Source organism: Paraburkholderia dipogonis (genome assembly GCF_042680985.1).
GTDB classification, from domain to species: Bacteria; Pseudomonadota; Gammaproteobacteria; order Burkholderiales; family Burkholderiaceae; genus Paraburkholderia; species Paraburkholderia phytofirmans.
In genome coordinates this window covers 119,355-142,390 of the sequence record NZ_JBHUFR010000014.1, presented here as the reverse complement: position 1 = coordinate 142,390, position 23,036 = coordinate 119,355, and the positions used below count along the sequence as shown (strand labels likewise).

Here is a 23,036-nt window from a genome sequence, read left to right as displayed (position 1 = left end):
CCATTATGGTTCTAGTGACTAATTCAGTCAAGCGTCACTAAATGTGTTCGCGTCAGGGCGACAGACTTCGGAGTACCAGGCTGGACAGCTGCGCGGGCGCGACATCGGTGGTGTCCCGGTTGTATTGCAGAAGCAGCGGGTTGAGGTAAGGGCGCAGCACCAGATAGATTGCCATCGCGGTTTCGTCCAGCGGTGTCTTGCGTTCGAAGTCGCCGCTTTGCCGACCTTCCTGCAGAACTTCCTGGAGCAGCTGCTGGACACGTGCTTCATAGGCTTGCACGGCCTGCCAGTTCTCCGTGGCGGCCGACGCTGCGATGTCGTATAGCTTGCGATCCCGGAAAAACAGCCTCAGGCTCGCATCGGTGAAGACCTTGAAGATCCGTCGCAACTTCTCTGGCGGCAGATCGGTCTGCGCGACGGCTGTGCGCACCTCGCTTTCGATCTCTTGCAGGCAGTTGACGCAGATCATCTCGCCAATGGCTTGCTTGGATTCGAAGAACTTGTAGATGTAGGCCTTGGAAAATCCGATCGCCTTGGCAAGGTCGGAGACCGTGGTTTTCTCGTAGCCATACCGGCTGAAGTGGTCGGTGGCGGCGGCAACGATCTGGTCCCGCACTTCGTGATCAGCCGGGCCGCGCGCGGGAACTGCGGAGGGGATGGGAATGTTTTTCTTCATGGACAAAGCATACAGGAATGGACAACTAGTGACTATTTGGTATTATAGTCACGGTTAGAATCTCGCAAAGACGCCCATGCTACCCAAACACCTCCTTGCCGCGGTCATTGCTGCGAGTCTCTTGGCGGGCTGCGCTGTAGGCCCCGACTATAGCCGGCCCGATGTAGCCATGCCGGACCATTTCCTGGGCCAGGCCGCGATCGATCACCGCCAGGCGGCGCAGAATGCAGACTTGATCACATGGTGGACGGGTTTCGGCGATCCGCGACTTGCACGATTCATCACGCTCGCGCTGGAGCAGAACCTGGACCTCGCGCAAGCCGCCGCGCGCGTCGCGCAGGCGCGCGCGGGACTCGGGGCAGCGAATGCCGCGCTACTGCCTTCCGGCGATGTCAGCGGCCAGGCGGCCCGGGTCTATCAGTCGGTTGAAACTCCGCTGGGGCGTATCCTGAATTCAACGCCCGGTTTCGATCGCTACGGCAACGACTATGAGGCCAACTTCAGCGCGAGCTGGGAACTGGATGTGTTTGGCGGCCTGCGTCGGGGGCGGCAAGCGGCACTTGCAGACTATCAGGCTTCGGAGGCCGGCGAGGTGGCCACGCGGCTGGCTGTGACAGCACAGACCGCCGACATCTACATCACCATTCGCGGATTGCAGGCTCGTCTGCAGGTCGCGCGCAAGCAGTTGCAGACGCAGCAGGACCTGCTTTCGACCATCAACCTTTTGTACAGCAAGGGCTTGGCGGCCGACCTTCAGGTAAGCCAGGCCGAAGGTGCGCTGGCCCAGGTGCAGGCATCCGTCCCGGTGCTGGAGGCCGGTCTCGATGCGGCCATGAACGCGCTGGACGTAATGCTGGGCGCGCAGCCCGGCACGCATCGGGCGGAACTCCTCGAGGGCGGCGATATCCCGGCCGCCCCGCGAATCGCGGACACCGGTTCGCCAGGCGAGTTGCTCAGGCGCCGGCCCGATCTGATCGTGGCCGAGCGTCGCCTTGCTGCATCGAATGCGCGTATCGGCGTGGCGGTCGCTGAGTATTACCCCAAGCTGTCGCTCAGTGGACTGATTGGGAGCGCCACCTCGGTGGCCAGCGGCAACCTGTTCAGTAGCGGCGCCAGTCAGGGCGCCGGCGTGCTGGGACTGCGCTGGCGTCTGTTCGATTTCGGCCGCATCAATGCGCAGATCAATGAGGCCAAAGGCCAGCAGGCCGAGATGCTCGCCGCGTACAGGCTTGCCGCCTTGCACGCAACCGAGGACGTCGAGAATTCCTTCTCGGCACTCGTGAAGCGCGAGGAGCAGGCTGCCGTGCTCGCACAGGGTGTGACTTCGCTCGGCCGGGCGCGAGCGGCCTCGTTCGCGGCGTATCAAAAAGGCGTCGTCAGCCTGATCGAGGTGTTGCAGGCCGACGATAACCTGCTGCGCGCGTCGGACGCGCGCGTGCAGGCGCAAACCGAATCGGCGCGCGCGGCGGTCGCCGCGTTCAAGGCACTAGGTGGCGGCTGGCAACCTGACGTGTCTGAAGCGGTCGCCAGTCGATAGCGGCCGTACGCTGGACGAAGCGCCCGCAGCTGGCTGCAGCCGGACAGAAAAGTCCCAAACGCTCAACTTTCCACGCAACCGGACGAGCCATCGCATCTTGCCCACTCTCACGCACTCTGCATTTCATCGCCTGAGGTCGCGGCACGCCTCGCCTGCGCTAGACTGCTCGAACAAGTGGAAGGAGACTCGGATGATACGCAAGACACTCAACGCCTCGCAGCTTCAGCAGGAAGTCAACCGGCGAATTCATCGGCTGCAAGAAATCGTCGAGGATGGCGTGAAGATTCGCGTGCCCCGGCCGCAGTTGCAAGAGCCTGACAAGACAGGCTGCAACTGGAACATGACGCACTTCGGCAACGCGGTCGGCTTCGAGCGCGACATCGAAGGCGTGCTCAAGGCCGTGCGTGCGGAATACAACCTTAATACCGAAGTGAAAGACACCGGCAACCCGTTCGGGGACTAACCGCGAAAGACATCGGTTCGTTGCTGATTTTCGATAGCGTGGGCACTCGTGACGCTTGCCATTGCCCGCTTTTACTTTTCGGCACCGGCGTACTGCCGTTCAATAGACGACGGGTGGCGTGCAAGCGCGGTCACCTTCATCGTCATATACGGAAACAGCGGCAGGCCTGCGAGGATGGTGTGCAGTTCGTCGTGCGAATCGACATCGAAAACGCTGTAGTTCGCATACTCGCCGACAACGCGATGGAGTTGCTGCCACTTGCCCTGGCGCTGAAGCTCCTGTGAGTACGCTTTTTCTCGCGCCTTGATTTCGTCAGCCTGGGCCACGGGCATATCGTGTGGCAGGTGTACGTCCATTCTTACGAGATATAGCATGTGTTTCTCATTCGAAAAAGTTGGGGTCTCTCAGGTTCGCCGGCGCACTAGTTGGAATGGGTTGTCGTGCCCGGTGCTGGACTGACTCTGCACTCAGCTATTTTTGTCGCGACGATAGAAAGCAAGCTTCTCTTCATCGATCTGCAAGCCCAGGCCAGGTCCTTCTGGCAGATGAAGGTCGAAGTCCCGATACTGCGGGCGAGCAGTGACGATGTCGTCCTTCAACAGGAGCGGTCCGAACAGTTCGGTGCCCCAGGCAAGTTGCGGCAGAGCGCTGAATCCATGTGCCGATGCAATCGACCCGATGCTGCCCTCGAGCATCGTGCCGCCATACAGGGACACGCCGGCTGCATCCGCAATGGCCGCCGTACGCATCATTCCGTAGATTCCGCCGGACTTCGCGATCTTCAGCGCAAACACATCCGCACAGGCGCCGCGCACAAGTTCGAGCGCATCTTCGGGACCTGTCACAGCTTCGTCGGCCATGATGGGTACGATGAAACGCGATGCAAGTCTCGCGAGTGCGCCGCGCTGCTCTCGCGGAGTAGGCTGCTCGATGAGGTCGATGCCGGCACCTTCGAGTACTTCGATTCCCAGCGCCGCGTCAGCCTCGTTCCACGCCTGATTGACGTCGACCGTGACTTTGGCGCGGTCGCCGAGCGCCGCTTTGATCTTCGACACGTGCGCTACGTCATCACGAACGCTACGCCGTCCAATCTTCAGCTTGAACGTATTGTGGCGACGTTCGGCGAGCAGCGTTTCCGCTTCATCTATATCGCGTTGGGTATCGCCGCTTGCGAGCGTCCACAGGACCGGAAGCGTCTTGCGGACAGCGCCGCCAAGAAGCGTCGAAACGGAAACGCCCAGGCGCTTGCCCTGAGCATCCAGCAAAGCCGTCTCGATTGCACACTTGGCAAACCGGTTCCCCCGGGCGACCTTGTTCAGCTTGAGCATTGCGTCGTTGATGTTGGTCGCGTCCAACCCAACGATCGCCGGTGCGAGATAGGTGTCGATGGTCAGCTTGATGCCTTCGGGACTCTCGTCGCCGTACGACAGGCCGCCAATCGTAGTCGCTTCGCCAAGACCCTCGATGCCGTCGTTCGAGCGCAGACGGACGATCACCAGGGTTTGTTGCTGCATCGTCGCCATGGCAAGCTGATGCGCGCGGATGGTTGGGAGATCAACCAGAATCGCTTCGACAGAGGTGATGTGGACGTTCATGCCGGGAATGTTGGAGTGGAAGGGTTGCCGAAGTATTGCGTGCGCAATAACCGCCTGTCCAACACCGTCGACGTCTAGTGCGATACCTCCGGGGTATAACGGATCTCACCGCCCCGAATCGTTACGGGGTGCAAAGCTTATTTTTTCCTCATCGTACAGCCGATAGATGAGTTCGAGCATTTCTCGAATGTCGCGCGACTCGTCGAGCGCACGCATGCTCATGATGATGGGCGAAACCAGAGTAGGGTCGTCCAGTTCCTTGTAGCTCACATCGTCTCGCTTCAGGCCGTACACGCTACTCGGGACGACAGAAATGCCTTCGCCCGCTGCCACGAGGCCTAGCGCGATTTGCAACTCGCGTACTTCATAGATGCGGCGAGGCTTGAGACCGCGGTCTTCGAACGCCGCCAGCACCTGGTCTGCATAACTGGGGCGCGGCGCCTTGGGGAAAATGATCAGCGTTTCGTTGACCAGGTCGCTGAGAGCGAGGACGGGCTTGGCCATTGAGAGTGGATGGCCCTCCGGGAATGCAACGATCATCTTCTCCTCGCGAAGAATCACCCGGCGGATGTTAGGGTCCTCGTGCCGAATGCGACCGAACCCGACGTCGATCTGACCGTCCTTGAGTGCTCGAATCTGGTCCATCGTCGACATCTCGTGAAGGCTGAGTTCGACGGTGGTGTTCTCGTCGCGGAAGCGCCGGATGATTTTGGGCAGCATGCCATACAACGTCGAGCCGACAAAACCGACGGAGAGGCTGCGCTCGATGTTGCCCACGCGGCGCGTCATGGATTCGAGTTCGGACGTCTGGGCCAGTAACTGCACGGCGTGAGCATAGAAGAACTTGCCCGTCTCGGTGAGCTTCAACGGACGCGAATCCCGCTGGAATAGCTGCACCTCGAGAATCTCTTCGAGCTGCTGGATCTGACGGCTCAAAGGCGGTTGCGCCATGTTCAGCCGCTGGGCCGCGCGCGTGAAATTGCGTTCCTCGGCCACGGCGACGAAATAGCGAAGATGCCGCAGTTCCATTTCAATACCTCGTGGATATAGGCCGATACTAAATCAGTGTTGGACGAGCCCTTCTGACGTCCATTATTCTGCATTCACACTCTGTTTCAGCACCCATTATACCTCTCAGGCATATTCAAGTGGGCGCTAAACCAAGGGTTTACCCCACCAGAAAATAGAGATTCAGGAGCAGACATGAGCGTCAAAGTGTTCGATACGAAGGAAGTGCAAGACCTGCTGAAGGCTGCTGCCAACGTGGGCGGCCAGGACGGCGAGGCTCGCGCAAAGCAGATCGTCAATCGCCTGCTCGGCGACCTGTTCAAGGCCATCGACGACCTCGACATGACGCCCGACGAAATCTGGGCCGGCGTCCACTACTTCAACAAGCTCGGCCAGGACGGCGAAGCTGCGCTGCTGGCTGCCGGTCTCGGTCTGGAGAAATACCTCGACATCCGCATGGACGCGGAGGACAAAGCGGCTGAAATTACCGGCGGCACGCCGCGTACCATCGAAGGTCCGCTGTATGTCGCCGGTGCGCCGGTGCGCGACGGCGTGTCGAGAATCGATATCGATCCGGACGAGGACGCCGGCCCGCTGGTGATCCGCGGCACGGTGACTGGCCCGGATGGCAAGCCCGTCGCGGGGGCGCTGGTCGAATGCTGGCACGCCAATTCGAAAGGCTTCTATTCGCACTTCGACCCGACCAGCAAGCAGAGCGAGTTCAATCTGCGCGGCGCGGTCAGCACCGGCTCCGACGGCAAGTACGAGTTCCGCACGCTCATGCCGGTAGGCTACGGCTGCCCGCCGCATGGCGCGACCCAGCAACTGCTGGACGTGCTCGGCCGCCATGGCAACCGCCCGGCGCACGTGCACTTCTTCGTCACCTCCGACAAGTCCCGCAAGCTGACGACGCAGATCAACATCGAAGGTGATCCGTTGATCTGGGACGACTTCGCTTACGCCACTCGCGAGGATCTGATTCCCCACGTGGTCGAAAAGACCGGCGGCACCGCGCTGGGAATGAAGACCGATGCGTATAAGGAAATCCAGTTCGACATCGAGTTGACTCCGCTGATTCACGGCAAGGATAACCAGCTCGTGCATCGTCCGCGTGTGTCTGTCAGCGCCTGAGCGCTGAACGCGGCCGCTACGTCGTACCACTGCTGCCGCTCAATCCTTAGCAAGAATCTTTCGACACTGATGCGCGTGCTCCGTGACCCGGAGCACGCGTAGGAGAGCACTCATGTCCGCAACTCTCGACAAAGCCTCGCAACTCGATGAACTGCTGCACACCGCAGTTCAGGACGACAAGCAGAACGGTGTATTCCGTTGCCGCCGCGACATCTTCACGAACGCTGAATTGTTCGAACTCGAAATGAAGCACATCTTCGAGAGCAACTGGGTTTATCTCGCGCATGAAAGCCAGATTCCCAATAACAACGACTACTACACCACCTGGATCGGCCGCCAGCCTGTCGTGGTCACTCGCGACAAAAGCGGCGAACTGCACGCGGTCATCAATGCCTGCGCGCACAAAGGCGCGATGCTGTGTCGTAAAAAGCACGGCAACAAAGGCACTTTCACGTGTCCTTTCCACGGCTGGAGCTTTGCCAACACCGGCAAGCTGCTGAAAGTCAAAGACGTGAAGACCACCGAATACCCGATTCAATTCAATACCAACGGCTCGCATGATCTGAAAAAAGTCGCACGTTTCCAGAGCTATCGCGGCTTCCTGTTCGGCACGCTCAACGCGGACGCGATTCCACTCGAGGACTACCTCGGCGAGACGAAGGTCATCATCGACCAGATCGTCGACCAGGCCCCGGATGGGCTGGAGGTGTTGCGCGGCAATTCATCGTATATCTACGACGGTAACTGGAAGATGCAGATGGAGAACGGTTGCGACGGCTACCACGTCAGCACCGTGCACTGGAATTACGCCGCGACGATGGACCGGCGCAAGGTCGAGGGCACCAAGGCCGTGGATGCGAACAGCTGGAGCAAATCCGTGGCCGGCGTGTATGGCTTCGAGCACGGCCACATCCTGTTGTGGACCAAGACGATGAACCCGGAAGTGCGGCCGGTCTATCAATACCGCGACGAAATCAAGGCACGCGTGGGCGAGGTGAAGGCGGACTTTATCGTCAACCAGACCCGCAATCTTTGTCTGTATCCGAACGTGTTCCTGATGGACCAGTTCAGCACGCAGATTCGCGTCGTACGTCCGATCAGCGTGGACAAGACCGAAGTCAGCATCTTCTGTTTCGCGCCGAAGGGCGAGAGCGCATCCGACCGGGCTACGCGCATTCGCCAGTACGAAGACTTCTTCAACGTCTCCGGCATGGGCACCGCGGATGACCTCGAAGAATTCCGAGCCTGCCAGGCAGGCTATGCCGGCACCACTGCAATGTGGAACGACCTGTCGCGCGGCGCGCCGCTGTGGGTCGAAGGCGCCGACGCGAACGCAAAAAATATGGGCCTTAAGCCACGCATTTCAGGCGAGCGCAGTGAAGACGAGGGCCTGTTCGTCTGTCAGCACGAGTACTGGGTCCATGTGATGCGCGACGCACTCAGAAAAGAACAAGGGGAGGCCGTGGCATGAGCTTCGATCACCAGACAATTTGCGCGGTGCTGTTCCGCGAAGCGCGCCTGCTGGACGACCGTCAATGGGACGAATGGCTCGCCTGCTATACCGAGGACGTCACGTACTGGATGCCGGCGTGGGATGACGATGACCAGCTCACCGACGACCACGAGAGCCAGATTTCGTTGATGTATTACCCGGACCGTGGTGGCCTGGAAGACCGTGTGTTCCGCATCAAGACTGAGCGCAGCAGCGCCTCGATGCCTGAGCCGCGAACCAGTCACAACGTCACCAATGTGGAAGTGCTGGCCGAGCGCGAGAGCGAGGTGGACGTGCGCTACAACTTCAACACGCTCAGCCACCGTTACAGAACCACCGACCAGTTTTTCGGCACGATGTTCGTCACTCTGCGCAAGGTCAACGATGAGCTGTTGATTTGTTACAAGCGCATCGTCTTGAAGGACGATTACATCCGCCAGGTACTCGACGTCTATCACGTTTGAGCGCAAACACCGCGGAATAGAGAAGTACAGGAGGCAAGATGTCCAGCTACAACATTGCACTGAATTTTGAAGACGGCGTGACCCGCTTTGTCACATGCAAGGCGGGCGAGAAAGTACTCGATGCCGCCTTTCGCGCCAAAATCAATCTGCCGATGGATTGCTCGGATGGCGTGTGCGGCACCTGCAAGTGCCGCGCCGAGAGCGGAAGCTACGACCTGGGCGACGACTACATCGAAGATGCGCTGAGCGAGGATGAGAAGGAAAGCGGTCTCGTTCTCACCTGCCAGATGGTGCCGGAAAGCGATTGTGTCATTGCGGTGCCGGCATCGTCCACCGCATGCAAGACTGAGCAAAGCAAGTTCGCCGCGACCGTGACGAAGGTGCAAGCGCACAACGATGCGGCCATCGTGCTCGAACTGGACGTGGACGCGGCCGCGCCGGTCTTCCTGCCGGGCCAGTATGTCAACATCGACGTTCCTGGCAGCGGTCAGCATCGTTCGTATTCCTTTTCGTCGGCACCGGGCGAATCGAAAATCAGTTTTCTGATCAAGAAAATTTCTGGCGGCGTGATGAGCACCTGGCTCGAATCCGCGCAGGCAGGCAACAAGGTGGAACTGACCGGACCGCTCGGCAGCTTCTATCTGCGCGCGGTCGAGCGGCCGTTGTTGTTCCTCGCCGGCGGCACCGGCCTGGCGCCGTTCCTGTCGATGCTTGAAGTGCTGGCTCGCACGAACTCGCAGCAGAAAGTCCATCTGATTTACGGCGTCACGCGCGACCTCGACCTCGTGCAGGTCGATGCAATCGAAACCTACGTAGCGAAGCTGCCGAATTTCACGTACAGCACGGTGGTGGCCGATACGGAGTCGACTCATCCGCGCAAGGGTTGGGTGACGCAGCACATGCCGGCGGAGGCCGTCAACGACGGCGACGTGGACGTGTACCTGTGCGGCCCGCCGCCGATGGTCGATGCCGTGCGCAAGCATTTCGACGACAACGGCGTGAGGCCCAACAGCTTCCACTACGAGAAGTTCACGCCCAACGCAGCGCCGAGGACCGCATGAGCACGCAACGATTCGCCGGCAAGGTCATGGTGGTCACCGGCGCCGCGCAGGGCATCGGTCGTGCGGTAGCGCTTCGCGCAGCCGCCGAAGGCGGCAAGGTGCTGTTCGTGGACCGCGCCGACTTCGTCTCGGAAGTCGCCGCCGAAGCGCACGGCGCACAAACAGCAGGGTTTGTCGCCGACCTTGAAACTTACGAAGGCGCCGCGTCGGCGATGGCCTTCGCCGCGCGCACCTTTGGCGGCATCGATATTCTGGTCAATGGCGTGGGTGGCGCGATTCGCATGCGTCCCTTCGCCGAGTTCGAGCCTGCGCAGATCGATGCGGAAATCCGGCGCTCCCTCATGCCGACGCTGTACGCATGCCATGCAGTCTTGCCGTATCTGCTCAAGCGCGGAGGCGGGACGATCGTGAACGTGTCCTCGAATGCCACGCGCGGGATCCGCCGCGTTCCGTATTCGGCGGCGAAGGGCGGCGTGAACGCGATGACGCAGTCGCTGGCGATGGAATACGCGGAGCACAACATCCGCGTGGTCGCCACCGCGCCGGGCGGCACCGATGCACCTGCGCGACGTGTCCCGCGTAACGCGGCCGGCGATAGCGAGCAGGAAAAAATCTGGATGGGCGAAGCGGTGAAGCAGGTCACCGAATCGACCTTCCTGAAGCGCTACGGCAGCATCGACGAGCAGGCCGCGCCGATTCTGTTTCTCGCTTCGGACGAGGCGGGTTATATCACTGGAACGGTGTTGCCGGTGGCAGGCGGCGACACGGGTTGATTCGTTACGTTCTCCGGACAACTGGCTCACGCGACCAGGAGGACCGGCCTGCGGCCGCGGGCCGCCGCAGGATCAGATGCGAGGCGCGTCCTTCAGGCTAACGCGCCTCGTGAGACGATGCCTCCTCGGGGCTCTCATAGATGTACGTTGCGACGCTGCGCCGCTGCAGCGCGTCCCCCAGTTTCATGCGCAGGAAGCTGCTTGTCGTGTAACGCGTGACGTCCGAATAGTATCGGGCGACGAGGCCATTCACCATTTCAGAATAAGCATCGATGACTTCGGGCGCTATGGAGAAATTGTCGTAGTTGACGATTGCGTGCGGCCGCACCTTGAGGCCGGACAGCACTCGCTCGACCTCCGCTCTGACTGCTTCGACGTCGTCGACGGTCATGACCTTGTGCCCTTCGAAATTGATGAACAACATGTTTTTGTCGGCGTCGTAGCTGAACCGCTCACTGAGCGTCAGCCTTAACAGCATGGCTCGCAAACCCATCGGCTTATTGTCGAAAATGCGGGCGTCCATCAGCCGCGGCGGCGATTTGATGACGGGCGCGAAGCCCATTTGCGCAAGAATGTCGCGCTGGAGATCGACCCCCGGAGCAATCTCGACGAGTTCGAGTCCGTCGGGCGTGAGGGTAAAGACGCATCGCTCGGTAATGTAGAGCACGGGCTGCTGCCGTTCATTAGCGTAACGACCACCGAAGGTTCGGTGTTCCACCGCGTCGACGAATTTTCGACAAAGGCCGTCGTGCAGAATTTGCAGACGCCCGTCCTTGATACTGACGTCCAGCTTGCCGGCGTTGAAGGTTCCGACAAACACCACTTTCTTCGCCGCCTGCGAGATGTTGATGAAGCCACCCGCGCCCGCGAGCTTCGGCCCGAACTTGCTGACGTTGAGGTTGCCTTCCCGGTCCACTTGCGCGAGCCCGAGAAATGCAATGTCAAGACCGCCGCCGTCGTAGAAGTCGAACTGGTAGGGCTGGTCGATGATGGCGTCGGTATTGGTTGCCGCGCCGAAATTCAGGCCCCCGGCCGGAATACCGCCGATGACGCCCGGCTCGGTTGTCATCGTAAAAAGGTCGCACACCTTCTCTTCGTTCGCGACGCTGGCAATCCCTTCCGGCATGCCGATTCCAAGATTGACGACGCTATTGGCCATCAGCTCGAATGAAGCGCGCCGTGCAATGACTTTCCGCTCTGTCAGTGCCATGCCTGGAATCGAACTCGTCGCAATGCGAAGCTCGCTCGCAAAACCGGGGCTGTACGACTCAGCGAAGGTTTGCCAATGGTTTTCCTGTTTCGCGACCACAACGCAGTCGACCAGAATCCCGGGTATTTTGACTTGTCGTGGATTCAGGGTCCCCGCTTCGGCAATGCGCTCCACCTGAACGATCACGATCCCGCCCGAGTTGCGCGCGGCCATTGCGATGGCAAGGGACTCCAGCGTCAGCGCTTCCTTTTCCATCGTCACATTGCCGTTTGCATCGGCAGTGGTGCCCCGCACGATGGCGACGTCGACCGGAAATGTCTTGTACAGAAGGCAGTCGGCGCCGTTGACCGATATCAGGCTAACCAGATCCTCCGTTGTGCGGGCGTTGAGCTTGCCGCCGCCGTTGCGCGGGTCGACGAAGGTATCGAGTCCGACCGTGGACAAATGACCGGGCCGATGCGCCGCGATATCGCGAAACAGCTGGGAGATGACGCCCTGAGGCAGGTTATACGCTTCGATGTGGCCTTCGACGGCCATGCGTTGAAGCCCCGGCACGAGCCCCCAATGACCGCCGATGACCCGTCGAACCAGACCCTGATGGGCAAAGTGATTCAGGCCCTTGCGAGCGCCGTCGCCCTGACCGCCCGCGTAGACCAGCGTCAGATTGCGCGGGGCGTCGCTATCGTCGGCGGCCGAGTCGAGGAACAGTTGTTCCAGTGCGACGGCGATTTCTTCCGCAAAGCCAATGCCGACGAAGCCGCCAGTGGCCACCGTGTTACCCGGACGGATCAGTCTGACCGCCTGCTGGGAGCTGACGATTTTGCCTCGCCCAATGTTGTTTGCGGTGGCGAGAAACGGGTGTTGAAAGCCTGCGCTCATTGATGTCTCCAAACCGCACCGTGGAGCCGGGCTCCGGCGCTATGTAGTTGTTCGGACCTGCCGCGGCGCGACTATGGTTCCCGCGCGTTGGCTGGTGTATCGGCATTCGTCGTCGGCGGGGAGCCGGCTTTGCGAATGAAGTTACGGCTCACTCGTAAGAGTACACGTCTCGCGCGGTCGTCTTTCGAACATCGATGGAGTGGGTTCGCGGATGAGCGAGGACATTGGGTTCCATTTTCGCGGCGCGCTGCCCGGCACGGAACGGGTGCCTCGCTGTTCACTTGCGTGCATCCGGCAAAGTCAATTGCTCCAGAACCAGGCAGACCGCAAATGAAAAATGGGCAAAAGTTCGATTATCGAGCGTTTGATCTGTCCGGCACGCAACTTGCCTATTAGCACGCAGTGTCGTCAAAAATCTGGTCTTCGTCGCCGACTCGGCGGGTTGATGCAAACGTCCCGGCTATGTTCGTTTTCTTCGGGAGAGCCAGTTCACGAGCATCCACTTTTAGCAGTCAGAAATTGCAGGAGGGCTTTATGCTTCGGTCCACGCCAGTCATCGCCAGCAAAACCGTCGGCGGCGAAAAGATTCACGCTGAGTTTCTCAGCGATACGGGACGGTTGCGAATCATCGGCGGCGTGACAGTGCGAGCGGAATGGTTTCCGCCGCATTCCTGGTTCGCCATTGCGTCTGTTGCGGGATACAGCCGATGGGGTACGCGGCCCGATGAAACGGACTTGCTGCGGCTTATCGAAAACTTCATGCGCTTGCCAGGGCAGTTGGCGATTTAAACAGAGCGGTGCGCGCAACCGGCGAGTACGCCTTCCGGTTGGCCCTAAGTAACGTTCTTCTGGCCCAGCAGTGTCGCGGAATGTCGGTATGCGAATCCGACCACGGTAAGCTGAATCTCCACCCGAGGTAGCGAGTCATTGCGGACAAGTTGCCGGGCGCGCAGGCGAATGAACCGTCTCGCGCCGGCAAACTTTCACGCATTCATTGCGCGGTTTTACTCGGGGCAGTGTCGCTCTCGGGAGTCATGCCGGGCATATCCTTATGCATCGTATCCGCGCTCCTGCTCATGTCGCCGGGAACCCGATTCCAGGGGCTAGAGACGGGCTCGCTGTGGTACGTCATGCCCGCGGTCGCGGCACCGTGAGCACCGCCGCCGCCAGACCCACCGTTGCCATTCCCGCCGGCCTGCGCAAGCGTCGCGGCGCACGCGCAGAGTGACACGACAGCAATACGCGCGAACAGAAGTTTCGTCGCCAACTTTTCCATGGTGTTTCTCCTTTGATGCAGGCGCGTGCGTCAGCACGCCGAACTCTCGTATGCCGCTCAAAGATGACTGGTTGCGCAGCGGCGAATCGCAAGCAGCTACTCCAGCGCAATCAGGGCAGATGTTGTGTGGCCCGATGCGAGGCATGCAAGTGAGTCGTGGCCGAACGCCCAAAAATGACAGCGTTACGCCGAATTCGAACGCCTGACGCCGATTGCGTGTCCTGTTACTTCGGCATCGGCATCGGCAGAGAGCGTGTCAGCGACGAACACAGTCCTGTATCTCATGGCGTATTCCTCCAGAGTTGCCACGCTTCATTGCGTGGGTCTGACTGTATATACGAGGAATACTCGTGACTGGATTCGAAAAGAGGTGGGCGCGTGTTCACGCCGCGTTATGGCGTGCCATTCTCCCGAACGGTCGCCGCGCCGCGCGGTGCCCTCTACGCTCGCGCGAGCCGCGTCGAATTGTCGGCGGGACAACGCGATGTATTGTCACATTCAGTTGCTATACAGGATGGGCAATCCGCGAAGGAGGTTGATTTGGACGTTCGAAAGTCAGCGTTACACGTCGAGAGCATAACGAAGCATCCGTTTGAGAGCTGCTTTGTCGACCTCGGTGGGCACTCCGCAGAACGGGCGCTCACGGTGCTTACGGCAGCGGTGCATGCTGCTCAACGCGAAATGAATGCCTTTGACTGGATTACTCACGCACTTCCCGGTGCGACTCTCAAACCTGCCCTGGCATTCGGCACAGTCGGCGAACTGTATCGCTCATACACGAGACCCGCTGAACTGGGGCGTTTGAAAGGCGTACTGCGCTCCTGACCGCTGACTGGGAGCGACATCGCGATAGCTCGCACGGAGACGAGCAGTGCATGGCTGCGGCGTTCTCGCGTGTTGTCCGGCGGGCGGTTCAGTACGCGTTGGCAACACGCTTCACATAAGCGTCGACTTGCATGTCGATCAACGGCGTCACGGTCACCGCGACGGCAACGTCATCCGACTCGGGCAGCAGTCCAACGAATGCTGCGATGCCGGTGCCGCAGAGCACCGCGACAGAGATAGCCGCGGCGGCGACAAGTGAAGACGCACGCAGCGGAATGGAATTAACGAAACCCTGCAAAACGCACATGATGGCAACCTCCGTTGAGGCAGCCATAGTTGCAACGATCGTGCCGACTGAGAGCTAATTTACGGGCGGCCATTCGAGCCGGGCTGCACGCCTTGTCGATGCCGGTTTGAGCGGGCGAGCGCACGACCCGATGTTGGGTTCAGACGAACATTTCAGCTTAGCTGCTGCCGCCAGAGCCAACACTTGCGCGAAGCGCGGGGCTGAGTCAGGTCGCCAATCGTCACTCCAGAGGTGAAGGGATAAGCTCTGGACGGACCACGAACGTGTGCAATGCAACGGGGCCGCGCGCCTCGTCAAGCCCCCGCTGTCGGCGGCGCTGGAAAGTCTTGCGATAAACTCTTCCAACAATCGACCACGGTGACTCATGGGGCAAGTGTCATGGACCGCACTCAATTCCTCCAGGCCACGCGACAGCTGGCTGCAGCCGCCGAGATTCTAGCCACGGCGGGTCCAAAGGATTTGCGTTTGGATGCGTCGCGAATGCTCGAGTTCTTTCGCCGATACGACCGTCCCGGTCCCGAACTGAATGCCGTCGCGACATCTGACGACGATCTGTTCGCGCGCACAGGTCAAGCGGCGCTGACAATGGCGGGACGCAATGAGTTTGCAGCGTCGCACGCGCTTCTTGAACAGGCGAGGTCTCTTTTAATTGCGACATGAAAACGGCGGCTGTGACCCGGATTCGGTAAGCTGCTCCGAGTGCCGCCTCGTGCGGCGGCACTGTCGGCGTCTCGCGACCCTGTCACAGGCATAGAGAATTTCGCTTACGAGCGACCGCACTTTTAGCAAGGCAACGACATTCAAGGAGAGCCGGTGCATCTAAAGCGATTTTGGCCAGTGCTGCTGTCAATGGCGACTTTTGCTCCAACCGGAGCATGGGCAAGCGATATTCAATGCGCAACCACGCGACAACCGGCCGAACGCGTCATATGCGATCACGCCATCCTGAACAATGAGTACGACGATATTTCTGCGCAACAACAGGCTCTGTTGAGCAGCGGCAAGCTTTCGCCCCAACAGGTCGCTCAGTGGCGGCAATCGCGCAACGCGTGCACCGACGTTCACTGCATCGATACGGTGTTCGCAAAGTGGAAGGCGCTGGCCAGGTCTGCCGAAGCGAGTTCTAACGTTGCGCAGGCTCCCGCCATCGCTTCATCCACTGACATGGCTCCAGTTGGTCCGATTTCGGACGCCGTTGCCTCCACCGCCTCGCAGGCCTCCCCGACGTCGGAGGCCTCTCTCGTGCGCCAGGGCAGTGCCGCTGGCGTAGCGCTTCCGAAGCCGGTCGAAACGCCGAGTTCCGCACCTGCTGTCGCCTCCGCCGCTTCCGGTCCGGATGACAGGCGCGGCACGACGGGCATGAGCGCGGGTCTGATAGTGGCCTTGCTTGTCGCGCTGGGATTCGGTGTGCTCTTCAGGCGGCGAGCGAAGGGTGGCGGGACGCCGAAAGACCGCTAGAGAAAAATCGCCAATGTGCAAGTTCCGGGCGGCCTCGATGGTACGCAAGGAGAGCTTTAGCTCGCATGCGATGATCGGGACCGGCATTGCTATGAGCATCGATTGGTCGCCCGAGCCTCGCAGTACTCCGAAAATAGCGACGGGACCTTTGGATTCAGCCCTCGGCCCGACGATCTCGCCGCTCCTCCCGGTACACGTAACGAACTCCCAAATGCAAAGAAGGACGCGACAACAAAACAATGGACAAGATTTCCGCAATGAAGGCGTATGTGAAGGTGGTCGAATCGACCAACTTCACGAGAGCCGCTGAAGTCCTGCATACGTCAACGGTCTATGTCACCCGTATGGTTCAGGCGCTCGAGTCGGATCTGGGCGTGAAGCTTCTGATCCGGACAACGCGTCGAAGCAAGCCGACCGATGCAGGCATTCGCTACTACGAACGTTGCGTCGCGCTTCTGCGGGATCTGGAAGAAATGGACGCCGACGCTCAGGCATCCAAAGGAAGCAATAGCGGAATAGTCCGTGTCAGCATGCCCTCGTTAGTCGCGAAGTCGGTCGTTATACCGGAACTGCCGAAGTTCTTCGCCAGCAATCCAGACATTCAACTGGACATCGGCATTGCCGATCATCATCCCGATCTGATCGAGGAGGGACTGGACTGCGCCGTGCGCGTGGGACCGGTGAGCGAACTCGGCGTGGTCGCCAAGACAGTGGGCAGTTACAAAACGTTGACCTACGCGTCGCCGGACTACATCCGGGCGCATGGCGAGCCGTTATCCCTGGATGACCTCGGCAATCATATCGGCGTGAATTACGCCCTGAAGTCAGGCCGTATCAGAAGTTGGGAGTTTCTCGAGGGAAACGAGGTCCGTTCCGTTGCGCTGAAAAGTTCGATCCTTGTGAACGATGCGGATACCTACGTGGCATGTGGGCTTGCGGGCCTCGGGCTGATACAGGGCGGCACCTTTGTACTCGACCCGCATGTGCGAGCCGGTCGACTGATTAAGGTGTTGAGAGACTATCCGTCGAATCCTCGCCCTGTGTCCGTCGTGTATATGCCGAATCGGACCAAGCCGAGGCGCGTCGACGTTTTTATCGACTGGTTGATCGGTTTGTATTCGGGTCAGCTTGCAGACCAACTGTAGTTTGCGTCGAATCTCTTGTCTCGCGTGGCTGCTTCCTCCAGCGTCTCAATGGTAAAGACCATTGCGCGATCAAAGCCGTCGCTGGGTTTGATCCAGCGTGATTGTGCGAACCCGCGCAGCTGTTGGTCCGAGGTTCGTGGCGAGTCTAGAAGTGGACTGACGCTAGCATCGCCAGCGCTTGCAACTGTCAGCGCTTGTCGGCGGGATCGCGTTTATAGCCGGTGAGCATCGCACGGATCAGGTTGTCGCGTGTCCAGATGCTCATGACGACGGACGCGAGGATATGAACGCACACGCAGGCTTGCAGCGCGATTGACAGATATGTGTGAAGCTCATGCGGCCAGTCTTCGCCCCAGAAGGCGTCAAGGCGCATCAGCCAGCCGCTTGCTGCCAGCGCGAGAATCAGCAGCCAGAGGGCGATGGCCATCAGCCCGCCGAGCGGATTGTGAGACACATGATGCAGCGGCTTGCCGGCCGCCAGCGAGCGCACGTAGGTTCTCAGATGCGCCGGCGTCGGCCACCAGGCGGAGAATCGCGCGTACCGCGTGCCGACAAACCCCCACGCGATGCGACAGGCAACCAGGCCCGCGGCGATATATCCGAGTACCCGGTGCGCTTGATCAGTGGGTCCAAACAGATTCCACACGACGATGCCCGCGACGGTCCAGTGCGTGAACCGCACGCCCATGTCCCAGGTCTTGACGGGCATCGCGCGCACGAGGCGTTAGTCGATCTCGGACTTCACGACGGCAAGCGTCTTGGTGTCGTAGTAGATCTCGACTTTCTTGCCCTCTTTGTTATGGCCGTAGATTTCGTAGCAGTTGCCGTCGACCTTGAACTTCTTGATCTTGTAGCCCTGTGCTTCGAGCTGGGCGCGCGCATCCGACTCCTTCATCCACTCGCTCTTCGGATGGGCCGGGCAATCGGCTTTAGCGAAGGCCGAGCCGGAGGCACCCAATGCGACACATAACGCCAGGAACTTGAACATCCGTCACCTCATGTGCTGGTTTGTCGAGCGCACACTCTACGTCGAGCCTGGTCGGACCGCAAGCTGATTGTAGGTTTCGAGTTGGCGCCGGAGGGACATGCTAGACGTTCGCTACGCGAAGCAAGGCAAGGCAGAAGCGGCAGCGCACACGCCTCAAGCGCTTCAGCTCGCCGCGACTTCAGCGCGACAGCAGCGACACCGTCGCGATGCCGAGCATGGTCATCAGAAGCGAGGCGCCCACGTGAATCACGATTTCGCCGGCCGCCCAGCCGAGCCGGCCGTCCTGCAGGCGCTGCACCACTTCCGCTGAAAAAGTCGAGAAAGTCGACAGGCCGCCCATCAGGCCGGTAATGACGAAGAGCCGCCATTCGGGCGCGATCTGCGGCGCCCGCGCGAAGCCTGCGACCGCGACGCCGATGACGTAGCCGGCAATGACATTGGCGGCGAAAGTGCCGAGAGGCAAGCCGCTGAAGACGCCGTTCAGGCGAATGCCCAGAAACCAGCGGAATAACGAACCGAGCGCGCCGCCGATGCCGACAGCGAGAATAGACCAATACATGGGAGGAAGCCTGGCAAAACCGGAGTGTCGACAAACCGGGCAGAGCGAGGAGTGAGATGCCGCCTCCGCGTTCAGCCGGACGAAGCAGGCATCATCAGCCACGAGGGCGGTTAAGGGAGAATGCCATCTCCAGCGCGCAAGTCTAACATCCGCATGCATGTGGGGACAGGTCTGGGCGCTCGCCGGCGGGGTGCTGGCGCACGCTGTCCGATGGAGGGCCGCATATTCATCCGGCGCTGGCGAGATTCACGCGATCGATCTTCGCGGACCACCGGCGCGACGTTCACGCGACGAGAGTGTCAGAGACGTTCCGGTCCGGACTCAAGCTGGACGGCACGCCGCCGGCGCGACTCGTTCACGCACCGGAAACGTCAGTCGGCGCGCCCGGTCGGACCTCACTCCGAGGTCGCCGAAATCTTATGGATCGACAGGTCGGCGCCGTTGTACTCGTCTTCCTGATCGAGCCTCAGGCCCACCGTCATCCGGATCGCGCCGTACACGAGCGTGCCGCCGAGCGTGGCCACCGCGATTCCGCCCAGCGTGCCCACCAGTTGCGCACCGAACGACACGCCGCCCAGACCGCCGAGCGCGCGCAGGCCGAAGATGCCTGCCGCGATGCCGCCCCACGCGCCGCACAAACCGTGCAGCGGCCACACGCCCAGCACGTCGTCGATGCGCCAGCGGTTCTGCACGCAGGTGAACATATAAACGAACAGCACCCCGGCGATGCCGCCCGTCACCAGCGCGCCGAGCGGATGCATCACGTCGGAGCCCGCGCAGACCGCCACCAGTCCGGCGAGCGGCCCGTTGTATGTGAAGCCGGGATCGTTGCGGCCCGCGAGCCACGCGGTCAACGTGCCGCCGACCATCGCCATCAGCGAATTGACGGCGACGAGGCCGCTGATCTTGTCGATGGTCTGCGCGCTCATCACGTTAAAGCCGAACCAGCCGACCGCCAGCACCCAGGCGCCGAGCGCGAGGAACGGAATATTCGAAGGCGGATGCGCGGCAATACCGCCGTCGCGGTGATAACGGCCGTGACGGGCGCCCAGCAGCAGCACGGCCGGCAGCGCGACCCAGCCGCCGAACGCATGCACGACGACCGAGCCGGCGAAGTCGTGGAACGGCACGCCGAACACATGGGCGAGCCAGTCCTGGATGCCGAACCGGTTATTCCACGCTATCCCTTCGAAGAACGGATAGATGAAGCCGACCAGCACGAACGTCGCGAAGAGTTGCGGGTTGAACTTCGAGCGTTCGGCGATGCCGCCGGACACGATCGCGGGAATCGCGGCGGCGAACGTCAGCAGGAAGAAGAAGCGCACCAGCGCATAGCCGTTGTGCGCTGCCAGCGACTCGGCGCTGCCGAAGAACTGCACGCCGTACGCGATGGCGTACCCGATAAAGAAATACGCGATCGTCGAGACCGAGAAGTCCACCAGAATCTTGACCAGCGCATTGACCTGATTCTTTTTGCGCACCGTCCCGAGTTCGAGAAATGCGAATCCCGCATGCATGGCGAGCACCATCGCGGCGCCGAGCAGAAGAAAGAGGGTGTCGGTGCCGGTTTTCAGACTTTCCATCGATGTGTCTCGCGTATGCCAAAAAAGCGGGCATTGAATGCAAGAAGCGGGCCAAATGTGTGCGCAGGCCGCGCCGACAAGGTGCAAATCGGCACCGGGATGGGATTGGGTGCCCTTTTCGAGTTACACGCTAGCCGTTGCGCGTGCACCTGAACTCGCACTAAAACGCACAATTCATGTGCATGTGTTTGTCGCAGCAGCACGGACGACCCAAATCGAGGCAAATTATTCGATTTTAATTACGTTTAATTCAAAAGCCTGACGTCTCGCGTACGCCTCGTGCGCACGCTGGCGGCGCATGCCTGGTCAATGGCGTGCACTCTTTGTTTTCCTGCCCGATCGCCGACATAATGTGCCGTCCCCGAGCACGATCTGCAGGGCCACCGAACTCCAATGCGCACGCATGAGACTGACCACTAAAGGCCTGTTGCTGATCGCGATTCCGGCTCTCTTCGAGTTGGCGTTATTGTCCGGACTGGTCAAGGCGCAATCGGATGCGGCACAGGCCGAGCGCTGGGCCGTCCATGGCCAGGACGTGCTGCGCCAGACCACCGCGATTCTCGATCCGGTGCTGGGCGAATCGGTCGCGCTGCGCGGTGCGGTGCTTGCCAACGACGCCCGTTTTTCCACGCCGGTGTCGGTTTGGGTGGACGTCGACCGGCGCATCGATCAGCTGGCCGAACTGGTCGCCGACAATCCGGCGCAAGTCGAGCGCGTGGTTCAGGTCCGTCAGTCGGTACAGGCTTACCGGCAATGGTCGGATCGCATCCAGGACATGCTGCATTCGGGCCGGCGGCGCGACGTGCTCGCGCGCTTCCGCGAGCTCGCGCCATCGGACGTGCTCGACCGTTTTCGTCAGCAAATCGCGGCATTCCAGGCGGAAGAGCGGCGTCTCGACACACTGCGCTCGAACGCCGCCGACGCCGCCCGCGAGCGGCAGCAAACGCTCGTGCTCGCGGCCGTGTTGGGCTCCTTGCTGTTCGTCGCGCTGGCCGTCTGGCTGTTCACGCGCGGCGTGCGCGGCCGGCTCGCGGTCCTCGCCGACAACGCCGGACGCCTCGCGGGCAATGAACCGCTGGCGCCGATCGGCCCCGGCCACGACGAGATCGCGCGCCTCGATCTCACCTTGCACGAGACCAGCCGGCGCCTGCTCGAAGCCGAGCGTATCCAGGCGCGCTTCCGGGCCGATCTTGCGCGCCGCACCGGCGAACTGGCGCGCATCAACGAGAACTTGCGTCAGCAGACCCAGGAAAACGAAATGTTCATCTATAGCGTGTCGCACGATCTGCGTGCGCCGCTGGTGAACCTGCAAGGCTTCTCGAAGGAACTGATTCGCTCGTGCGACGAACTGCGCGCCGCCGTGCGCGAGTCGTCGCTCGCGGAGGAAGCGCGGCAGCGCATCGAGCGGGTGGTCGACGAGGACATCGGCGAAGCATTGCACTATCTGCAGACGGCGGTGCTGCGCGCTTCGCACATCATCGACGCGCTGTTGCACCTTTCGCGCGTCGGCCGGGTGGAGTACCGGCAGCAGAAGGTCGAGGTGCGCGATATCGTGCCGCGCGTCATCGACGCAATGCAAGGCTCGATCCGCGCGCGCCGCGCTCTGGTCAGCGTGGACGAATTGCCCGCCGTGTGGGGCGACCCCACCGCGCTGGAACAGGTGTTCGCGAACCTGATCGGCAACGCGGTGAATTATCTGGACCCGTCGCGGGAAGGCCGGATCGAGATCGGCACGACGCCGGCGCCGCCAGGCGTGCACTCGCTGCGGATCTTCTATGTGCGGGACAACGGCTTGGGGATTCCGGCTGTCGCCTTGCCGCGGCTATTCAACGCGTTTCAGCGCTTGCACGGCAATGTGGCGGCGGGCGAAGGTATCGGACTCGCGCTCGTGCGCCGCGTGGTGGAGCGGCACGGCGGACGTGTGTGGGCGGAGTCGAAAGAAGGCGTGGGCACGACGTTCTATCTGTCGCTGCCTGAAGCCGGGGCGCGGATTGCGCAGCAGGCCGTCGGCGCGTCAGCGCCACTGACGGTGACGAGTGTTCAAGCCGTTCGCGATGCCCGCCCCGGCCTGGAAGATCGCGATCGAACGAGTGGAAGTGATGGCGGCGCCGCGCAGGCGGCGGATGCGCGGCCCGGCGTCAGTGCGCCGTAGCCGTTACGCGGTAAAGAGACGGCGTGGCTTGAGCAGTCTGCTGCCGCGAATCGACCAGTAGCAGCCGCAGGTTATCAGGATCGCAACGCCCGTCAGGGCTTGCAGCGGCGCCGGGCGCAGGCCGAGCAGCCCGTCCAGCGCAAAGAGGCCGCGCGCGGCGAGCAGCAGCGCGGCCCATACCGAACACGCGGCCTGAACCAGCATGCGCGTGCCCGCCAGACGGCGCGCGCGGTTTTCGCACGACCAGTTGGCCGGCGTGCGTCCGCAAAAAAAGGCAATTGCCATCAACACGACGGCGAGTGTGACGATCCAGTCGGTCAGTTCCATTGAAAAAGCTCTCCTAAGTCAGCCGGCGACTATAGGGAAAGCCTTCCACTACGAACTATCGGACTACTCTCAATTCAGGCGAATTTTAGCGAGCGCGAGTTGCCGCAAGGACAACGCGCTCGCCGAT

The 23,036-nt window shown here is 61.1% G+C and carries 23 protein-coding genes and 1 riboswitch; of the genes, 12 read left to right on the top strand and 11 right to left on the bottom strand.

Annotation, left to right across the window (positions count from 1 at the left end):
• Nucleotides 1–52: 52 nt before the first annotated feature.
• Nucleotides 53–676, bottom strand: coding sequence for a TetR/AcrR family transcriptional regulator (locus tag ACFSNN_RS20065; protein ID WP_134456425.1), 624 nt, complete (start codon nucleotides 674–676; stop codon nucleotides 53–55).
• A 76-nt stretch (nucleotides 677–752) separates the two neighbouring features.
• On the opposite strand from ACFSNN_RS20065, the gene ACFSNN_RS20060 reads away from it, so the two are divergent.
• Together ACFSNN_RS20060 and ACFSNN_RS20055 are read left to right on the top strand one after the other, a co-directional pair.
• Entirely contained in the window at nucleotides 753–2,213 is a 1,461-nt protein-coding gene (locus tag ACFSNN_RS20060; RefSeq protein ID WP_134456424.1) for an efflux transporter outer membrane subunit, read from the top strand.
• Between the two features lie 190 nt (nucleotides 2,214–2,403).
• Nucleotides 2,404–2,676 (top strand): hypothetical protein, encoded by a 273-nt coding sequence (locus ACFSNN_RS20055; protein WP_012432609.1) that lies wholly within the window; start codon nucleotides 2,404–2,406, stop codon nucleotides 2,674–2,676.
• Between the two features lie 71 nt (nucleotides 2,677–2,747).
• Here the strand turns inward: ACFSNN_RS20055 and catC are convergent, their stop codons facing one another.
• The 3 genes from catC to ACFSNN_RS20040 form a co-directional block, all read right to left on the bottom strand.
• Nucleotides 2,748–3,050 (bottom strand): muconolactone Delta-isomerase, encoded by a 303-nt coding sequence (gene catC, locus ACFSNN_RS20050; RefSeq protein WP_134456423.1) that lies wholly within the window; start codon nucleotides 3,048–3,050, stop codon nucleotides 2,748–2,750.
• A gap of 93 nt (nucleotides 3,051–3,143) precedes the next feature.
• The gene (locus ACFSNN_RS20045) at nucleotides 3,144–4,271 is read right to left on the bottom strand and encodes a muconate/chloromuconate family cycloisomerase (RefSeq protein ID WP_134456422.1); all 1,128 of its coding nucleotides are present in this window, start codon (nucleotides 4,269–4,271) and stop codon (nucleotides 3,144–3,146) included.
• Nucleotides 4,272–4,376: 105 nt separating this feature from the next.
• Nucleotides 4,377–5,300, bottom strand: a complete 924-nt coding sequence (locus ACFSNN_RS20040; RefSeq protein ID WP_134456421.1) for a LysR family transcriptional regulator — start codon at nucleotides 5,298–5,300, stop codon at nucleotides 4,377–4,379.
• A 174-nt stretch (nucleotides 5,301–5,474) separates the two neighbouring features.
• Between ACFSNN_RS20040 and catA the strand changes: the two genes are divergently transcribed.
• From catA to benD, 5 genes are all read left to right on the top strand, one after another.
• A complete protein-coding gene (gene catA / locus ACFSNN_RS20035; protein ID WP_134456420.1) occupies nucleotides 5,475–6,410 on the top strand; it encodes a catechol 1,2-dioxygenase in 936 nt (311 codons plus the stop codon).
• A 112-nt stretch (nucleotides 6,411–6,522) separates the two neighbouring features.
• Nucleotides 6,523–7,881, top strand: coding sequence for a Rieske 2Fe-2S domain-containing protein (locus tag ACFSNN_RS20030; RefSeq protein WP_134456419.1), 1,359 nt, complete (start codon nucleotides 6,523–6,525; stop codon nucleotides 7,879–7,881).
• Nucleotides 7,878–8,366: a benzoate 1,2-dioxygenase small subunit gene (benB, locus tag ACFSNN_RS20025; RefSeq protein ID WP_134456418.1), complete on the top strand. Its 489-nt coding sequence runs from the start codon at nucleotides 7,878–7,880 to the stop codon at nucleotides 8,364–8,366. Before ACFSNN_RS20030 ends, benB begins: the two co-directional genes overlap by 4 nt.
• 38 nt (nucleotides 8,367–8,404) lie before the next feature.
• Complete coding sequence (benC, locus tag ACFSNN_RS20020) at nucleotides 8,405–9,427, top strand: benzoate 1,2-dioxygenase electron transfer component BenC (RefSeq protein WP_134456417.1); 1,023 nt, start codon at nucleotides 8,405–8,407, stop codon at nucleotides 9,425–9,427.
• Nucleotides 9,424–10,200 carry a benzoate diol dehydrogenase BenD gene (gene benD / locus ACFSNN_RS20015; RefSeq protein ID WP_134456416.1) on the top strand — a complete coding sequence of 259 codons (777 nt, stop codon included), beginning with the start codon at nucleotides 9,424–9,426 and terminating at the stop codon, nucleotides 10,198–10,200. Before benC ends, benD begins: the two co-directional genes overlap by 4 nt.
• A 97-nt stretch (nucleotides 10,201–10,297) precedes the next feature.
• On the opposite strand, the gene ACFSNN_RS20010 is transcribed toward benD, so the two are convergent.
• Complete coding sequence (locus ACFSNN_RS20010; RefSeq protein WP_134456415.1) at nucleotides 10,298–12,289, bottom strand: acyl CoA:acetate/3-ketoacid CoA transferase; 1,992 nt, start codon at nucleotides 12,287–12,289, stop codon at nucleotides 10,298–10,300.
• 462 nt (nucleotides 12,290–12,751) lie between these two features.
• Between ACFSNN_RS20010 and ACFSNN_RS20005 the strand changes: the two genes are divergently transcribed.
• Entirely contained in the window at nucleotides 12,752–13,078 is a 327-nt protein-coding gene (locus ACFSNN_RS20005; protein WP_244322748.1) for a hypothetical protein, read from the top strand.
• Between the two features lie 1,400 nt (nucleotides 13,079–14,478).
• Here ACFSNN_RS20005 and ACFSNN_RS20000 read toward each other — a convergent pair.
• The gene (locus ACFSNN_RS20000) at nucleotides 14,479–14,697 is read right to left on the bottom strand and encodes a hypothetical protein (RefSeq protein ID WP_134456413.1); all 219 of its coding nucleotides are present in this window, start codon (nucleotides 14,695–14,697) and stop codon (nucleotides 14,479–14,481) included.
• A 378-nt stretch (nucleotides 14,698–15,075) separates the two neighbouring features.
• Here ACFSNN_RS20000 and ACFSNN_RS19995 point away from each other — a divergent pair, with 378 nt between their 5' ends.
• The 3 genes from ACFSNN_RS19995 to ACFSNN_RS19985 all read left to right on the top strand — a co-directional run bounded on the left by ACFSNN_RS19995 (nucleotide 15,076) and on the right by ACFSNN_RS19985 (nucleotide 17,300).
• Nucleotides 15,076–15,357 carry a hypothetical protein gene (locus tag ACFSNN_RS19995; protein WP_134456412.1) on the top strand — a complete coding sequence of 94 codons (282 nt, stop codon included), beginning with the start codon at nucleotides 15,076–15,078 and terminating at the stop codon, nucleotides 15,355–15,357.
• A 153-nt stretch (nucleotides 15,358–15,510) separates the two neighbouring features.
• Nucleotides 15,511–16,155: a lysozyme inhibitor LprI family protein gene (locus ACFSNN_RS19990; protein WP_134456411.1), complete on the top strand. Its 645-nt coding sequence runs from the start codon at nucleotides 15,511–15,513 to the stop codon at nucleotides 16,153–16,155.
• Between the two features lie 239 nt (nucleotides 16,156–16,394).
• On the top strand, nucleotides 16,395–17,300 hold the full coding sequence (locus tag ACFSNN_RS19985) for a LysR family transcriptional regulator (RefSeq protein ID WP_134456410.1): 906 nt from the start codon (nucleotides 16,395–16,397) through the stop codon (nucleotides 17,298–17,300).
• Nucleotides 17,301–17,487: 187 nt separating this feature from the next.
• Here the strand turns inward: ACFSNN_RS19985 and ACFSNN_RS19980 are convergent, their stop codons facing one another.
• The 4 genes from ACFSNN_RS19980 to ACFSNN_RS19965 form a co-directional block, all read right to left on the bottom strand.
• A complete protein-coding gene (locus ACFSNN_RS19980; protein WP_134456409.1) occupies nucleotides 17,488–18,009 on the bottom strand; it encodes a cytochrome b/b6 domain-containing protein in 522 nt (173 codons plus the stop codon).
• 15 nt (nucleotides 18,010–18,024) lie between these two features.
• Entirely contained in the window at nucleotides 18,025–18,288 is a 264-nt protein-coding gene (locus ACFSNN_RS19975; protein ID WP_134456408.1) for a PepSY domain-containing protein, read from the bottom strand.
• A gap of 178 nt (nucleotides 18,289–18,466) precedes the next feature.
• The gene (crcB, locus tag ACFSNN_RS19970) at nucleotides 18,467–18,847 is read right to left on the bottom strand and encodes a fluoride efflux transporter CrcB (RefSeq protein ID WP_012432623.1); all 381 of its coding nucleotides are present in this window, start codon (nucleotides 18,845–18,847) and stop codon (nucleotides 18,467–18,469) included.
• Between the two features lie 78 nt (nucleotides 18,848–18,925).
• Nucleotides 18,926–18,987: riboswitch (Fluoride riboswitch) on the bottom strand.
• Nucleotides 18,988–19,242: 255 nt separating this feature from the next.
• Nucleotides 19,243–20,430 carry an ammonium transporter gene (locus ACFSNN_RS19965; protein WP_134456407.1) on the bottom strand — a complete coding sequence of 396 codons (1,188 nt, stop codon included), beginning with the start codon at nucleotides 20,428–20,430 and terminating at the stop codon, nucleotides 19,243–19,245.
• 403 nt (nucleotides 20,431–20,833) lie between these two features.
• Here ACFSNN_RS19965 and ACFSNN_RS19960 point away from each other — a divergent pair, with 403 nt between their 5' ends.
• Nucleotides 20,834–22,582: a sensor histidine kinase gene (locus ACFSNN_RS19960; RefSeq protein ID WP_134456406.1), complete on the top strand. Its 1,749-nt coding sequence runs from the start codon at nucleotides 20,834–20,836 to the stop codon at nucleotides 22,580–22,582.
• A gap of 3 nt (nucleotides 22,583–22,585) precedes the next feature.
• Here the strand turns inward: ACFSNN_RS19960 and ACFSNN_RS19955 are convergent, their stop codons facing one another.
• Nucleotides 22,586–22,909 (bottom strand): hypothetical protein, encoded by a 324-nt coding sequence (locus tag ACFSNN_RS19955; protein ID WP_134456405.1) that lies wholly within the window; start codon nucleotides 22,907–22,909, stop codon nucleotides 22,586–22,588.
• Nucleotides 22,910–23,036 lie beyond the last annotated feature (127 nt).

Coding starts and splice junctions, on each gene's coding strand:
- ACFSNN_RS20065 (WP_134456425.1), bottom strand. CDS start 676: ATGAAGAAAAACATTCCCATCCCCTCCGCAGTTCCCGCGCGCGGCCCG.
- ACFSNN_RS20060 (WP_134456424.1), top strand. CDS start 753: ATGCTACCCAAACACCTCCTTGCCGCGGTCATTGCTGCGAGTCTCTTG.
- ACFSNN_RS20055 (WP_012432609.1), top strand. CDS start 2,404: ATGATACGCAAGACACTCAACGCCTCGCAGCTTCAGCAGGAAGTCAAC.
- catC (WP_134456423.1), bottom strand. CDS start 3,050: ATGCTATATCTCGTAAGAATGGACGTACACCTGCCACACGATATGCCC.
- ACFSNN_RS20045 (WP_134456422.1), bottom strand. CDS start 4,271: ATGAACGTCCACATCACCTCTGTCGAAGCGATTCTGGTTGATCTCCCA.
- ACFSNN_RS20040 (WP_134456421.1), bottom strand. CDS start 5,300: ATGGAACTGCGGCATCTTCGCTATTTCGTCGCCGTGGCCGAGGAACGC.
- catA (WP_134456420.1), top strand. CDS start 5,475: ATGAGCGTCAAAGTGTTCGATACGAAGGAAGTGCAAGACCTGCTGAAG.
- ACFSNN_RS20030 (WP_134456419.1), top strand. CDS start 6,523: ATGTCCGCAACTCTCGACAAAGCCTCGCAACTCGATGAACTGCTGCAC.
- benB (WP_134456418.1), top strand. CDS start 7,878: ATGAGCTTCGATCACCAGACAATTTGCGCGGTGCTGTTCCGCGAAGCG.
- benC (WP_134456417.1), top strand. CDS start 8,405: ATGTCCAGCTACAACATTGCACTGAATTTTGAAGACGGCGTGACCCGC.
- benD (WP_134456416.1), top strand. CDS start 9,424: ATGAGCACGCAACGATTCGCCGGCAAGGTCATGGTGGTCACCGGCGCC.
- ACFSNN_RS20010 (WP_134456415.1), bottom strand. CDS start 12,289: ATGAGCGCAGGCTTTCAACACCCGTTTCTCGCCACCGCAAACAACATT.
- ACFSNN_RS20005 (WP_244322748.1), top strand. CDS start 12,752: ATGTTCGTTTTCTTCGGGAGAGCCAGTTCACGAGCATCCACTTTTAGC.
- ACFSNN_RS20000 (WP_134456413.1), bottom strand. CDS start 14,697: ATGTGCGTTTTGCAGGGTTTCGTTAATTCCATTCCGCTGCGTGCGTCT.
- ACFSNN_RS19995 (WP_134456412.1), top strand. CDS start 15,076: ATGGACCGCACTCAATTCCTCCAGGCCACGCGACAGCTGGCTGCAGCC.
- ACFSNN_RS19985 (WP_134456410.1), top strand. CDS start 16,395: ATGGACAAGATTTCCGCAATGAAGGCGTATGTGAAGGTGGTCGAATCG.
- ACFSNN_RS19980 (WP_134456409.1), bottom strand. CDS start 18,009: ATGCCCGTCAAGACCTGGGACATGGGCGTGCGGTTCACGCACTGGACC.
- ACFSNN_RS19975 (WP_134456408.1), bottom strand. CDS start 18,288: ATGTTCAAGTTCCTGGCGTTATGTGTCGCATTGGGTGCCTCCGGCTCG.
- crcB (WP_012432623.1), bottom strand. CDS start 18,847: ATGTATTGGTCTATTCTCGCTGTCGGCATCGGCGGCGCGCTCGGTTCG.
- ACFSNN_RS19965 (WP_134456407.1), bottom strand. CDS start 20,430: ATGGAAAGTCTGAAAACCGGCACCGACACCCTCTTTCTTCTGCTCGGC.
- ACFSNN_RS19960 (WP_134456406.1), top strand. CDS start 20,834: ATGAGACTGACCACTAAAGGCCTGTTGCTGATCGCGATTCCGGCTCTC.
- ACFSNN_RS19955 (WP_134456405.1), bottom strand. CDS start 22,909: ATGGAACTGACCGACTGGATCGTCACACTCGCCGTCGTGTTGATGGCA.